15 protein-coding genes are annotated in these 12,453 nt (G+C 70.9%); 9 read left to right on the forward strand and 6 right to left on the reverse strand.

The genetic code is table 11. The annotated features are described in order from the left end of the window. Positions 1-22 precede the first annotated feature (22 nt). The 6 genes from LUX31_RS17960 (at position 23) to LUX31_RS17985 (ending at position 3,391) form a co-directional block, all read left to right on the forward strand. Positions 23-868 carry a carbohydrate ABC transporter permease gene (locus tag LUX31_RS17960; protein ID WP_443046059.1) on the forward strand — a complete coding sequence of 282 codons (846 nt, stop codon included), beginning with the start codon at positions 23-25 and terminating at the stop codon, positions 866-868. A 234-nt stretch (positions 869-1,102) separates the two neighbouring features. Then, the gene (locus LUX31_RS17965; RefSeq protein WP_235475793.1) at positions 1,103-1,486 is read left to right on the forward strand and encodes a DUF6281 family protein; all 384 of its coding nucleotides are present in this window, start codon (positions 1,103-1,105) and stop codon (positions 1,484-1,486) included. 116 nt (positions 1,487-1,602) lie between these two features. Further along, entirely contained in the window at positions 1,603-2,127 is a 525-nt protein-coding gene (locus tag LUX31_RS17970; protein WP_235475794.1) for an AAA family ATPase, read from the forward strand. A 162-nt stretch (positions 2,128-2,289) separates the two neighbouring features. Beyond that, complete coding sequence (locus LUX31_RS17975; RefSeq protein WP_235475795.1) at positions 2,290-2,454, forward strand: hypothetical protein; 165 nt, start codon at positions 2,290-2,292, stop codon at positions 2,452-2,454. Beyond that, a complete protein-coding gene (locus LUX31_RS17980; protein ID WP_235475796.1) occupies positions 2,451-2,714 on the forward strand; it encodes a hypothetical protein in 264 nt (87 codons plus the stop codon). The genes LUX31_RS17975 and LUX31_RS17980 overlap by 4 nt, the downstream gene beginning before the upstream one ends. Beyond that, entirely contained in the window at positions 2,711-3,391 is a 681-nt protein-coding gene (locus LUX31_RS17985) for a class I SAM-dependent methyltransferase (protein ID WP_235475797.1), read from the forward strand. Before LUX31_RS17980 ends, LUX31_RS17985 begins: the two co-directional genes overlap by 4 nt. A gap of 57 nt (positions 3,392-3,448) precedes the next feature. Here LUX31_RS17985 and LUX31_RS17990 read toward each other — a convergent pair whose 3' ends face one another. After that, positions 3,449-3,598: a hypothetical protein gene (locus LUX31_RS17990; protein ID WP_235475798.1), complete on the reverse strand. Its 150-nt coding sequence runs from the start codon at positions 3,596-3,598 to the stop codon at positions 3,449-3,451. A 51-nt stretch (positions 3,599-3,649) separates the two neighbouring features. Here LUX31_RS17990 and cpt point away from each other — a divergent pair, with 51 nt between their 5' ends. Continuing rightward, positions 3,650-4,243, forward strand: a complete 594-nt coding sequence (cpt, locus tag LUX31_RS17995) for a chloramphenicol phosphotransferase CPT (RefSeq protein WP_235479965.1) — start codon at positions 3,650-3,652, stop codon at positions 4,241-4,243. Here the strand turns inward: cpt and LUX31_RS18000 are convergent. The 4 genes from LUX31_RS18000 to LUX31_RS18015 form a co-directional block, all read right to left on the reverse strand. Further along, the gene (locus tag LUX31_RS18000; RefSeq protein ID WP_235475799.1) at positions 4,176-4,889 is read right to left on the reverse strand and encodes an SCO4225 family membrane protein; all 714 of its coding nucleotides are present in this window, start codon (positions 4,887-4,889) and stop codon (positions 4,176-4,178) included. The genes cpt and LUX31_RS18000 overlap by 68 nt on opposite strands. 140 nt (positions 4,890-5,029) lie before the next feature. Continuing rightward, positions 5,030-5,632 (reverse strand): hypothetical protein, encoded by a 603-nt coding sequence (locus LUX31_RS18005; RefSeq protein ID WP_235475800.1) that lies wholly within the window; start codon positions 5,630-5,632, stop codon positions 5,030-5,032. A 153-nt stretch (positions 5,633-5,785) separates the two neighbouring features. Further along, positions 5,786-8,002, reverse strand: a complete 2,217-nt coding sequence (locus LUX31_RS18010; RefSeq protein ID WP_235479966.1) for a glycoside hydrolase family 3 N-terminal domain-containing protein — start codon at positions 8,000-8,002, stop codon at positions 5,786-5,788. Positions 8,003-8,073: 71 nt separating this feature from the next. Further along, positions 8,074-9,231: an N-acetylglucosamine kinase gene (locus tag LUX31_RS18015; RefSeq protein WP_235475801.1), complete on the reverse strand. Its 1,158-nt coding sequence runs from the start codon at positions 9,229-9,231 to the stop codon at positions 8,074-8,076. Between the two features lie 84 nt (positions 9,232-9,315). Between LUX31_RS18015 and LUX31_RS18020 the strand changes: the two genes are divergently transcribed. Next, complete coding sequence (locus LUX31_RS18020; protein ID WP_235475802.1) at positions 9,316-10,575, forward strand: glycoside hydrolase 5 family protein; 1,260 nt, start codon at positions 9,316-9,318, stop codon at positions 10,573-10,575. A 14-nt stretch (positions 10,576-10,589) separates the two neighbouring features. Then, complete coding sequence (locus LUX31_RS18025) at positions 10,590-10,757, forward strand: hypothetical protein (RefSeq protein WP_235475803.1); 168 nt, start codon at positions 10,590-10,592, stop codon at positions 10,755-10,757. A gap of 136 nt (positions 10,758-10,893) precedes the next feature. Here LUX31_RS18025 and nagZ read toward each other — a convergent pair whose 3' ends face one another. Then, positions 10,894-12,369: a beta-N-acetylhexosaminidase gene (gene nagZ, locus LUX31_RS18030; protein ID WP_235475804.1), complete on the reverse strand. Its 1,476-nt coding sequence runs from the start codon at positions 12,367-12,369 to the stop codon at positions 10,894-10,896. Between the last annotated feature and the right edge of the window lie 84 nt (positions 12,370-12,453).

A 12,453-nucleotide genomic window follows, 5' to 3' on the forward strand; every position in this document is an offset into this window, starting at 1 on the left:
TGTCGACAAGCGCCGACGACTGATGCCGCGCTGGCGGGACTACGGCCGCCCGCGCGAACTGCTCGTCCGCTACCTGCTGTTGCTCCTGGTCCTCGGCCTCACAGTGGGCCCACTCCTCTGGCAGCTGCTGGCCTCCCTGAAGGGCACGAGCGAGGACGTCTTCGGCGCGAACGCCACCCTGCTGCCGCACGACCCGACCCTGCGCGCGTACCGGACGGTCTTCGACCAGGTGCCGGTGTGGTCGTACATCAAGAACAGCCTGATCGTGGTCACCCTGTCGATCACCAGCCAGCTGGTCTTCTCCACGACGGCCGGCTACATGCTCTCCAAGCCCTCCTGGAAGGGCCGCAAGGCGGTCTGGGTGGTGCTGATCGCCTCGATGATGTTCCCCTTCGAGTCGATCATGGTCTCGCTGTTCATCAGCATCCGCGACCTGGGCCTGGTCGACAGCCTGGCCGGCGTGTGGCTGCCCGGCTTCGTAGGCGCGATCAACGTCCTCCTCATGCGCGGCGCGTTCCTCGCGGTCCCGCGCGAGATCGAGGACTCGGCGATGCTGGACGGCGCGAACGAGTGGCAGCGCTTCAAGTACCTGTATCTGCCGTCCGCGTGGGGCGCGATCATGGTGGTCGTCATCAACACGTTCATCAGCGCCTGGGACGACTTCCTGTGGCCGCTGATCGTGCTGCGCTCCGAGGCCAACATGACGCTGACGCTGGGCCTTTCACGACTCCAGTCGTCGTCGTTCGGCTACGACCAGCGGATGGTCATGGCGGGGTCGGTGATCTCTGTGGTGCCTGTGCTGGTGCTGTTCGTCATCACGCAGCGGTGGTTCTATCGGGGGGTGGCTTCGGGGGCGGTGAAGATCTGAGAACGGTTTCCCTTGGGGGCGCGGGCGCGTGACGCGCTCGCGCCCAAAGCAGTACAGGGAACAAAGAGAACAACACGCGGGCGGACTACGACGCGTACCGCGTCACCTCGGTCACCCGGCACTTGATCTTCACGTCGATCGCGTCCAGGCCGGTGGGGGCAGTCGGCAAGAGACGCGTCCTCGCGTCTCGCCGCGTTCATCCGGAGGCTGTCGATGAGCTGGGTCGGACGATCCATGAGCGCTGTACTGGCAATCGCCGCCATGGCGTCAACCGCGTGTACATCGCAGGGAAGTAGTACCGACGAGGGGTCTGCTTCCTGCGCGTACCAGATCCTGTACGAAGGCCGCACCTACCAGGACGTCGCCAACGCGGAGTTCACCATCGGCCAGCAGCTCGGCGACGCCACCCTGCCACCGTGCGACGACACCGGTGGCCAGGACGAAGCCGGCGGGTCAGGCACAAAGCTGACCGTGTATGCGGTGCACGGAATCTCCCCGAAGGCGGCCGTCGCGGTCGGAGAGACACCGGACGAAGCCGTACTCGTCGCTGTCGCTGTCCGCTCCGGCACCGAGCTTCCGCCCGCCGTGCAGAAGCTGATCGACGGCTCACGACAGTGACAGCGAAGTGAGGCGAGGTCACGCTCGTCGCCATGCCGCCGAGACGCGAAAAGGTCCCGACGGTCTCCGAGAAGAAAGCAGTTGCCCTCCGTCTCGTTTCCTTGAACGATCCGGGTGTGACGACGTTGTTCCTGATTGTCGGCCTGCCAGGGGCCGGAAAGACCACGAGGGCTCGGCAACTGGCCAAGGAGCACAACGCGCTGCGGCTGACGCCGGATGAGTGGATGCTCCCGCTGTTCGGCGATCCGCAGCCGGCCGGGAAGCGCGATGTGCTGGAAGGACGGCTGCTCTGGCTCGGCCTGGAGGCGCTGGGAGTTGACACCGACGTGATCCTGGATTACGGATGCTGGTCTCGTGACGAGAGGTCCGCGATCCGCTGGTTGGTGGAGGCCGCGGGCGCTTCCTGTCGCCTCGTGTACATGCCGGTGGACCCTGAGACCCAAAGTGCTCGGATCGCCCATCGCCAGTCGACCGCCCCGGAGCAGACCTTCCAGATGAGCGAGGCGGACCTCTCGCACGGGAGGACGCTGTTCGAGGAACCCGACGCCAGGGAAGTTGATGGGCACGAGGTGGACGGTCCGCCTCCTGGCTGGTCGGGTTGGCCGGAGTGGGCCGCCGATCGGTGGCCGTCGCTCACGTGACTGCCGGCCCAACTGGCGACTCGAAGCGCATCCCGCTTGCCCGAAAATTAGGACGCGCTGATTTCCTGCTGTGGTCGAACCGGCTCCAAATGGTGGGTCCAGCACTGCGCCGCCCGACAGTCGGTGCGATCGAAAGAAGCCGCTACCGCAACATTGCTGTTCGTGTTCGACCCCGAGCGTCGAGCCATCTTCCTGGTGGCGGGCAACAAAGCGGCCGGGCGACGGTGGGCAGCCTGGTGTCCCCGGGCGATCAAGGAAGCGGACGACAAATACACGGCCTACCTTGAGGCACTTCAGCAGGAGAAGAAGGAAGGGCAGGCCAGATGAACCTCGGCACCATGGCCGACCTGACGGCTGACATCACCCCCGAGAAGCGCGAACGCATCGACGCCATCAAGGCGGAGATGATCGACGCCGAACGAGGACACGAACTGGCCGCCCTCCGCAAGGCGACCATGCGCTGGGTCCGCTCTCGGGCGCTCACCGGCGGCGCGATCTTTACGGGCATACGGTCAAGGTGGCACAGCCGGACCGACGCGAACACTCCCCTCCGCAGCTACCCCGCCCCCTCTACAGTCGCCGCATGACCGACAACCCCTCCCCCACCTACCTCACCGCGATCCGCACCTCGTACGACACGGTCGCCGCCGACTACGTCCAACTGGTCAAGACCCCGGCGGAGTTGGACCCACTGTCACGCGCGATGCTGACGGCGTTCGCCGAGTCCGTACGGACGGCCGGCCTCGGCCCGGTCGCGGACCTGGGATGCGGACCCGGCAGAGTCACCGCGCACCTGGCAGCCCTGGGAGTGCCCATATTCGGCATCGACCTGTCCCCGAAGATGACCGAGCTGGCCCGCGACGCCTATCCGGACCTCGACTTCACCGTGGGCTCGATGACAGCCCTCCCGATCCGGGACAACGCACTCGGCGGCGTCCTCGCCTACTACTCCACCCACCACACCCCACCGGCCCAACTCCCCACCCTGTACGCCGAGTTCCACCGCACCCTCACCCCAGGCGGCCTCCTGATGCTGGCCGGTCACGCGACAGTCGACGAGCAGGTGCACCTGTTCCCCACGCAGGCGTACGGCGACCATCCGGTGTCCTACGAGTCCCACCTGATCCCGACCGAGCGGATCGCCGAGCTGCTGCGACGGGCGGGATTCGCGGTCACGGCACAGCTGGTGCAGGAGCGCACCGAAGGAGCGACGGCGAACAGAACGTTCGCCACCTTGCTGGCCCGGAAGCCGCTCGTCGGATGATGCGACCGCCGTCCCGACGGTCGCCGACCGCCACCGCCGTGAATCGGAACGCGCACTTCACGTCGCGCCCGCGTCCCGGCCCGCATCCCGACCCGCATCCCGCTCGATGAACAGGTCGGCGAGCAGTTCGTCGGCCGCGTCTTCCAGTGCGTTGAAGTCGGCGAGGTGAGCGTGGGCTTCGCCTGCGTTCACGGCGCTTTCGTCCATGATGGCCGGCGTATGCGTCAAGCGCCCTATCTTGGCGCCGCGACAACCCAGATGATCATCCTCAATGGTGGTTCCAGCTCGGGGAAGTCCGGGATCGTACGGTGTCTGCAAGCCGTGTTGCCGGAGCCGTGGCTGGCGTTCGGGTGTGACTCGTTCGTCGATGCGCTGCCCGCGAGGATGCGGGAGTCGGACGGCGGGATCGTGTTCGCGGCGGACGGTGGGGTGAGCGTCGGGGCGGACTTCCTCGCGTTGGAGGCCGCTTGGCGGGAAGGGGTTGTCGCGATGGTCCGGGCAGGTGCCCGGGTCGTCATCGACGATGTCTTCCTCGGCGGAGCCGCTTCCCAGCAGCGGTGGCGGAAGGCCCTCGGGAACCTGAGGGAGCCTGACGTTCTTTGGGTCGGCGTCCGGTGCGAGAGCGCGGTCGCCGCGGGTCGCGAGGTCGCCCGGGGCGACCGGGCTCCGGGAATGGCCGCTGCGCAGGCGGACTCGGTTCACGAGGGCGTGGTCTATGACTTCGAGGTCGATACGACGCGCACCGAGTCCCTGGAGTGTGCACGGGCCATCGCCGCCCGGATCCTCACGCCGCCGGACGCGGCTCGGGCGTCCTCAGCATCTTGGCGAGGTGGCCGAGCAGTGCCGCGTTGACCAGGCCGGACAGGGTGGCGCCGATGGAGAAGACCAGGGGGCTCACCCAGGCGTACGAGGAGTCCCAGTCGGGTGTCACCGCCAGCGAGCCGAGCAGGGCGAGGATGCCGAGCGGTGCCGTGACGATGACGGGCCAGATCGCGGCGAACCCAGGGTCCGGCCCCAGGTAGGAGGCGTACAGGAAGGACCCCACCGCCGCCGCGACCACCGCGAGGTACCCACGTGCGAGCCAGTTGTCGAACGCGGGCGTCAGCAGGCCCCGAATCCCCTGCGGACGCGACAGCGGCAGCGAACGCGGGCCGGGCCCCGCCGCACCGGGCGCCGTCCTCGTCGCGAGGGCGCCGATCACCGCGGCGTTCACCAGGGCGCACACCAGCAGCCAGACGACCCAGTAGCCGACGGCCAGTACCTCGAGCGCCGAGCTGCCCTGCGTACCGGGGCCGAAGGGGAGGGCGATGCTCAGGAGGGAGAGCGGTGCCGTGAGCAGCATTGGGCTCGAGGCGATTCCGCTGTCCGGGAAGAGGAACATGACCGCGACCGAGGCCGCGAAGACGGTCAGATAGCCACGGGCGGGCCAGTTGTCCGTGGCGAGCGCGAGAATCCGGCGCAGGCGTGGCAGTCGGCGCGGGCGGGAGGCGTTCGCCATCTCGGGTCCCTTCGGTTCGTTCGGTCCGTGGGTGGTGGTGTTCGGTGTTCTCCACGGTGGACCGAAGGGCGCCTTCGGACATGAGTACGAGTACTCAACTGCGGGCAGGTGTACGTACCCTGCCGTGCCGCCCACCGCTCCTAGACCGACGCCTGCGCGACCCGCTCGGCCACACCCTTCTTGATCGTCACCTCGACGGTCAGGTTGCCGCCCTTCGCCGCCGCGTCCAGCTCGTCGGCGGTGCACTTCTCCGCCACCTGGTTCTCGGGGTCGCCACAGATGTCGCCGCCCTGGATCGCCGTGTCGACGGCGACGTAGAAGGGACGGCCGCCGACCTCCAGTTTGCCCGGCGCCAGGTAGGTCAGCGTGCCGGAGACCGTACCGTCCACCCGGTTGTCGACGGTGGCCTTCGTGCCGCCCGTACCGGTGCCGGTGTCCGTACCGATGGTGCCGGTGCTGGCCTCCGGAGTGGCGGCGGAGTCTTCGGTGGACGTGCCGGAAGAGCCGGGAGTGGCCGCACCGGCGTCGCCGCTGGGGTCGGTGGTGGCCTCCCCGGTGGCGCCGGTACCGGCGTCGGTCGCGGTGCTCGAACCGGACGCGGCGCTGGGGGTCTTGCTGGGGCTGTCGGGGCTGCATGCGGTGAGGAAGAGAGCGGTGGCGGCCAGAAGACCGGCAGCGGCGAGCGTACGGACGCGGATGCTGGTGCGAGTGCTGGTGCTGGTGCTGGTGTGGCTGAAAGACATGTCAGGTTGCCCTCTCGGCGTTGTTTCCCCGTCGTTCTCAACCTGTCAAATGCCGTACGGGACAAGCCGGTTCACTGATCGTCCACCCTGTTGCACAGCCAGGATGAACCGGCGGTTTCTGTTACAGGAGACCGTCCCTCTGTGACATGACGATCAGCCCTCGCTGTCCAGGACGACTGGTACGGCGTCCAGCGCCCCGCGCGCCGACCCCGCCACCCGGATCTCCACGCTCCCCTCCAGCACCGCCGTCTCCAAGTCGGCCCCGACCTGCGCGAGTTGGTCCTCGCCGAGCGCGAACACGACCGTACGGCTCTCCCCGGGGGCCAGGTCCACGGCCTCGAAGGCGCGGAGTTCGAGAGTGCGCGGCCACACGCTCGTCCGCAGCCGCCGGACGTACAGCTGGACGACCGAACGCCCCGCCCGTTCCCCGGTGTTGGTCACCTCGACCGCACAACTGGCGCCATCCCCCGCGATGTTCGGGACGCCGTACTCGAAGGTCGTGTACGTCAGTCCGTGGCCGAAGGAGTACAGCGGCTCGGAGTCCTCGTCCACGTACGACCCGTACTCCGTGTCCTTGTGGTTGTAGTAGACGGGGAGTTGGGCCGCCGAGCGCGGGACCGAGACGGGGAGGCGGCCGGTCGGGGCCGTGTGGCCCAGGAGGACTTCCGCGATCGCCTCGCCGCCCCACGGGCCTGGATACCAGGCCGTCAGCAGGGCGGCCGCGTGGTCCGCCGCCTCCGGGACCGCGTGCGGGCGGCCCTGGATCAGGACGACGACCGTGGGTGTGCCCGTCGCCGTCACCGCGTCCAGCAGGGCGTGCTGGGCTCGACCCAGGCGCAGGTCGGCCAGGTCGACGCCCTCGCCGCAGGTCATCTCCGAGACGATCGTCCGGGCGGCGCCGTTGGCGTCGAACTCCGTGTCCGGCGTACGGGCGCTGCTGCCGCCCAGGACCAGTACGGCCAGGTCGGAGGCGGCTGCCGTCGCCACCGCCTCGGGGATGCGGGACAGGGCGTCGCCGGTGAGGGAGCAGCCCTGGGCGTGGCGTATCTCCGTGCCCGGGATGGCCAGTTGGCGGAGGGCGGCGAGGACGCTGGTTCCTGTGCCGGGGCGTTGGGGGGCCGTGTAGTCGCCGAGCTGGTGGGCCGTGGTGGCGGAGTGCGGGCCGATGACGGCGATGCGGGAGACTCGCGCCGGGTCGATGGGCAGCGTGCCCGCCTTGTTGTGGAGGAGGGTGACGGCCGAGCGCGCCAGGGCTGTGCTCAGCGACCGGCCGGCCTCCGGTGAAGGGGGAGCCAACTCCCTTGCCGCATACGGGCGCTCGAAAAGACCCAGGCGGAACTTCAGGGCCAGGACCCGGGACACGGCCGCGTCGACCACCGGCTCCTTCACCAGGCCGCGTTCCACGGCCTCCTCCAGATGCGTGAAGCCCTCGTCCCAAAGACTCAGATCGACACCGGAGTTGAGGGCCAGGGCGCCCGCCGAGACCCGGTCCCCGGTGATGCGTGCGAGCCGGTCCACCGCCAGCCCGTCCGCCATGACCAGGCCCTCGAAGCCCCAGCGGTCGCGCAACAACCCGTTCAGCAAAGGGCCGTTGGCCGAGCACGGCACGCCGTCCACCTCGTTGTAGGCGGCCATCACCGCAGCGGCGCCCGCCCTTACGCCCGCCCGGGCGGCGGGGAGGTGGATCTCGTGGAGTTCCCGGGGGCCCAGCTCCGACTCGGCGGAGTTCCGCCCGCCGACCGTGGCGCCTTGCCCCGCGAAGTGCTTGAGGACGACCGGGGCCTTGTCCGGCGCGAACTCCCCCGCCGCGCCGGCGGGTTCACCCTGCATGCCCCGCACCAGCGCCTCCGTCAGGCGGGCGGCGAGATACGGGTCCTCCCCGAAGCACTCCTCCGTACGGCCCCAGCGGGGGTCGCGGGCGATGTCCAGCGCCGAGACCAGGGCCAAGTGGCCGCCCCGGGCGCGGAGTTCGGCGGCGGCGTGGGCTGCCGCCCGCTCGTACAGGTCCGGGTCCCAGGTGGCGCCCACCGCCAGGTTGACGGGGAGGACCGTGCCGTCGAGGGCCATGAGGCCGTGCGGTACCTCCTCGACGAACAGGGCGGGGATGCCCAGGCGGCTGCGTTCGAGGACGTGGCGCTGGACCAGGTCGGCCAGGATCGGGCCGTCCTCCGCTCCGGCGCCGGTGGAGTGGTCGACGCCGGACCAGGCGTCGGCGCGGAGGAGGCCGTACAGGGCGCCGAGGCCTTCGAAGCGGTCGGTCTCGTCGTACAGGGCCCGCGTCAGCTCGAACTCGCCCTCGGGGGTGCGGCGGTAGGCGTCCCAGCCGTACATCCGCTGGTTGAGCTGGCCGACCTTCTCGCTCAGGGTCATCCGGGCCAGCAGGTCGGCGACACGGGCGTCGACCTGGGCGGCGGGGTCGCGGTAGAGGGGGGTCACGGCGGTCACTGGCTCGTCTCCGGGTGCGGGGTGGGGCCCTGGCCGAGTCGGGCCAGGGCGACCGCGCCCCGGCTGCCGTCGGGGACCCAGTGGGCCACCAGGCCGAGGGCGGACAGGTGCCGGTCCAGGGGCTCGGTCAGCGGGCCGTCCGGGCCGAGCAGACCGCCCGTCGCGACCAGCGCCTCGCCCGGCGTCGGCTCCAACGCCCGTACGCAGTCGGCGAGATGACCGGCCGCCGCGTCGAGGATGGCCCGCGCGAGGGCGTCCCCCGCCCGGGCCGCCTCGGCGACCAGCGGGGCCAACCGGGCCAGCCGGACCGGCGGTTCACCCATGACGGCGGGGAGGACGTGCCGCCGGTAGGCCTCGCGGGCGGACCGGGGCCAGGGCAGACGGGCGCCACCCTCACCCTCGTAACCCCCACCCTCGTAACCCTCATCCGGCAAGGCCTCACTCCCGTACGTCAGAACCGCCTCCGGCACCCCCAACTCCCGCCCCACCAGCGCCGCCAGAGCCGTGTCGCCGCCCCGGCGGTCGGCCATCCGAAGCGCGGACCGGACCGCTTCCCGGCCGATCCAGAAGCCGCCGCCGTCGTCGCCGAGGAGCCAGCCGTCGCCGCCGACCGTCTTCTCGCAGTGGCGGGCGGTGATGCGCATCGCGACGGCGCCCGTACCGGCGACGAGGGACAGACCGTCCGCCGGGGTGTCCGGGGCGGCGGCGAAGGCGGCCTCGATGTCGCTGCAGATCCGGATGCCACCACCAGCCCCGGTTCCGTCGCCGGCCGGGATCCCGAGCCGCCGCAGGGCCTCCGTGAGTGCGGTGAGCGCGTTGACGCGGCCGGGTTCGTCGGCCGTACCCGCGGCGCCCGCGAAGCCGCCCGCGACGGCGACGACCCGGGGCCGGGCCGACACCGGCACCGCCAGGGTGAGGGCCTCGACGAGGTGCTCGGTGAGTTGCGGCACGGGCACGGTGAGGGCGTTGCCCGGCCCGGCCACGCCCTCGCCGAGGGGGCGCCCGTCGGCGGCGGACGCCAGCACCGCGCGCGTACGGGTGCCGCCGGCGTCGAGGCCGACGACGAGGGCGCCGCGCACGGAAGGACCGCCCTCGGCCCGGCCGGAATCCCGACGCGAATCCCGACCCGAATCCTGGTTCAATTCATTGCTCATCGCGCACTATGGTGGTTCATACATTCGCCGAGGACAAGACCCGACTCGCGGCCCGGCGCAGTCACGCACGTCCGAGGAGGACACGTGAGCACTCCCCCCGCCCCCCGTTCCGCTCCCCGCTTCGGCGTCAACTACACGCCGCGCAGGGGCTGGTTCCACTCCTGGTACGACTTCGACGCGGCCCGCGCCCGCGAGGACCTCGACCAGATCGCCGGGCTGGGCCTGGACCACGTACGGATCTTCCCGCTCTGGCCGCTGCTCCAGCCGAACCGCACGCTCATCCGCGCGTCCGCAGTCGACCAGGTGGCGCAGCTCGTGGACGTGGCGGGCCAGGCGGGCCTCGACGTCATGGTGGACGGCGTGCAGGGCCACCTCTCCAGCTTCGACTTCTACCCGGAGTGGACCCGCAGCTGGCACCACCGCAACGTCTTCACGGACCCGGACGCCATCGAGGCACAGGCCACCCTCCTCCGCACGCTCGGCAGCGCCCTCGCCGGCCGCCCGAACCTCCTCGGCCTCCAACTCGGCAACGAGCTGAACAACCTGGTCGAACACAACCCTGTGACGGTCAGCGACATCGACCATTACCTGGACACGCTGCTCGCCGCCGCGCGCACCGGACTGGGCCCGGCGGGTCCAACAGGCACTGCGGGCCTGGTCACGCACTCCGCGTACGACGCCGCCTGGTACAGCGACGACCACCCCTTCACCCCGGAGGCCTCGGCCCGCAAGGGCGACCTGACGACCGTCCACCCCTGGGTGTTCTCGGCCAACTGCGCCGGCCGCTACGGCCCCCGCTCCCCGCAGGTCCAGCATCTCGCGGAGTACGGGGTGGAGCTGGCCAAGGCGTACGCCGACGACCCCGCCCGGCCCGTCTGGGTCCAGGAGACCGGCGCCCCCGAACCGCACATCCCGGCGGCCGACGCCCCCGGCTTCGCCCGCGCGACCGTACGCAACGCCGCCGAGTGCACGGGCCTGTACGGAGTCACCTGGTGGTGCTCCCACGACGTGGACCGCTCCCTCGCGGACTTCCCCGAACTGGAGTACACGCTCGGCCTGTTCGACTCCTCGGGCGAGCCCAAGCCCATCGCGCTGGCCCTCGCGGAGACGGTCGCCGAGCTGCGCACCGAACCCCGCCCGGCAGAACCCCGTACGACCGCCCTCGTGCTGGACTGCACCCCGGGGAACCGTTCGATCTCGGGTCCTGGCGGCGCGTACTTCGAGGCGTGGATGCGACTGCGGGCAGAGGGCGTGCGCCCGGCGGTGGTGCTGGCTGAACGGGCCGAGGACGAGGGGTACTTGGCGGCTCGGGGCATCAAGGAGACGGTCCCGCCGACTGCATAACCCCCACTGGCCGCATGACCCAGCTCACATCCCGCCCGTGCAGCAGATGCGGGGCCCGTCACGTCGAGGAGACGCGCTGCCACAACCTCGGCAAGCCCAACACGATCACCGGGGTCTCCCCGCACAGCCCGACCGCCGTGCCGATCGGCGCCACCATCAACCTGACGCTCTGCTCCGACTGACCGCGCCCTGAGAGGTCACGTCTCTGTTCCCGTTCCTTTCGGTACCGGCGCCGGTACCGAAAGGAACGGGGGCAGCCTCAGAGCAAGCAGTCTCAGAGGGAGCTGCCTCGAGGGAGCTGCCTCAGAGGAAGCTGCCTCAGAGTGCGGCGCCTCCCACCAGCACCTCGGCCAGCGCCCGCAGATTGACCTTCCCGCGCCCGTACGAACACAGGGCGCCGCCCTCCGGCAGTCCCGTGTCGACGCGCACCGCGTCCCCACGCCCCGCCACCAGCGCCGCCCGCAGCTCCGCCTGCCAGGGATACAGCCCGGCATCCGACGTGGCGACCACCAGCGGCGATCCGGCCGCCCGCCGCAGCACGCCCGCGACCAGGGCCTCCTGGTCCACCGGCGCCTCGTTCAGCGCGACGCCCAGCGCCGTGGGGTCGAGCGCGCGCACCTCGCTCAGCAGGTCCTCGCCGCCCCAGTTCAGCGCGGGATGCGGCGGCGGGAACAGGTCGACGACATAGGCGCCGGGCAGCCCGGGAAATCCACCGGCTCCCGCACCCCGTACGGCCCGCCGAGCCGCGTCGAGCCCGGCCTCCGCGTCCCACGGCCCACCGGCGCCCTCCGCCACCGCCCCCGCATACCGCTCCGCCAGCTTCCGCACCCGCCCGGCGGCCTCCCGTACCCGCTCCTCCGGGAGCATCCCGTCGCGCAGCGCCTCGATCACGGCGTCCCGGCAGGCCAGCGTGACCGCCAGGTCCGGTACGGCCACGATCACCTGGTCGGCGCCCGCGGCGAGGGCGAGCCGGGCGCCGGCCGCCTCGCCGTACCGGTCGGCTATCGCCTTCATCTCCAGGGCGTCGCTGACCAGGACGCCGTCGAAACCGAGGTCGTGGCGGAGCAGGTCGTTCAGGATGCGACGGCTGAGGGTCGCGGGCCGCTCCGGATCGAGTGCCGGGTACACGACGTGCGCGCTCATCAGCATCGGCACGCCCGCGGCCACGGCGGCCCGGAACGGCTCGACGTCGGCGCGGATCTCGTCGTACGACCGCCGGTCGACCGCCATCTCGTGGTGGCTGTCGGTCACCGTGCCGCCGTGGCCGGGGAAGTGCTTGGCGCAGGAGGCGACACCGCGTGCCTCGGTGGCCGTGATCCAGGCCCGCAGATGACGGGCGGCGAGTTCCGGATCTGCACCGAAGGAGCGGGTGCGGACGATCGGGTTGTCGGGGTGGTGCTGGAGGTCGGCCACGGGGGCGTACGAGACGGTGATGCCGACCGAGACGAGGTGACCGGCGAGGGCGTCGGCGCAGCGGGCGGTGAGGTCCGGGTCGTCGACGACGCCGAGGGCGTACGAGCCGGGGACCTCGGGGGCGCCCGCGGCGACCAGGTGGCCGATGCCGCCGCCCTCGTTGTCGATGGCGACGAGGAGATCGGGGCGCAGGGCGCGCAGCTCGTCGGTGAGCCGGCGGAGCTGGTCCGCGTCGCGCACGTTACGGGTGAAGAGGATGACGCCGCCGAGGCCCCGGTCGATGAGCCGCTTGAGGGTGTGCGGGACGCCGGCGGTGCCGTCGAATCCGGCGACGAGACACCGGTGGACGGCTTCGTCGAGGGAGTACTCATGCTGCTGCATCGGGCGCCTCTGGGGTCTCACGGACAAGACTTAGATGATAGAAGTCACCAAAACTCCAGCACAAGGTGAATCAATCAACCAAAA

Origin of the sequence: Streptomyces sp. GQFP, from assembly GCF_021545335.1 — a bacterium.
Classification (GTDB): Bacteria; Actinomycetota; Actinomycetes; order Streptomycetales; family Streptomycetaceae; genus Streptomyces.

Excerpts from the sequence above, each read along its gene's own strand:
- LUX31_RS17960 (WP_443046059.1), top strand. The coding sequence starts at position 23 with ATGCCGCGCTGGCGGGACTACGGCCGCCCGCGCGAACTGCTCGTCCGC.
- LUX31_RS17980 (WP_235475796.1), top strand. The coding sequence starts at position 2,451 with ATGAACCTCGGCACCATGGCCGACCTGACGGCTGACATCACCCCCGAG.
- LUX31_RS18015 (WP_235475801.1), bottom strand. The coding sequence starts at position 9,231 with ATGAGCAATGAATTGAACCAGGATTCGGGTCGGGATTCGCGTCGGGAT.
- LUX31_RS18000 (WP_235475799.1), bottom strand. The coding sequence starts at position 4,889 with ATGGCGAACGCCTCCCGCCCGCGCCGACTGCCACGCCTGCGCCGGATT.
- LUX31_RS18005 (WP_235475800.1), bottom strand. The coding sequence starts at position 5,632 with ATGTCTTTCAGCCACACCAGCACCAGCACCAGCACTCGCACCAGCATC.
- LUX31_RS17985 (WP_235475797.1), top strand. The coding sequence starts at position 2,711 with ATGACCGACAACCCCTCCCCCACCTACCTCACCGCGATCCGCACCTCG.
- LUX31_RS18025 (WP_235475803.1), top strand. The coding sequence starts at position 10,590 with ATGACCCAGCTCACATCCCGCCCGTGCAGCAGATGCGGGGCCCGTCAC.
- nagZ (WP_235475804.1), bottom strand. The coding sequence starts at position 12,369 with ATGCAGCAGCATGAGTACTCCCTCGACGAAGCCGTCCACCGGTGTCTC.
- cpt (WP_235479965.1), top strand. The coding sequence starts at position 3,650 with ATGATCATCCTCAATGGTGGTTCCAGCTCGGGGAAGTCCGGGATCGTA.
- LUX31_RS17965 (WP_235475793.1), top strand. The coding sequence starts at position 1,103 with ATGAGCGCTGTACTGGCAATCGCCGCCATGGCGTCAACCGCGTGTACA.
- LUX31_RS17990 (WP_235475798.1), bottom strand. The coding sequence starts at position 3,598 with ATGGACGAAAGCGCCGTGAACGCAGGCGAAGCCCACGCTCACCTCGCC.
- LUX31_RS18010 (WP_235479966.1), bottom strand. The coding sequence starts at position 8,002 with ATGACCCTGAGCGAGAAGGTCGGCCAGCTCAACCAGCGGATGTACGGC.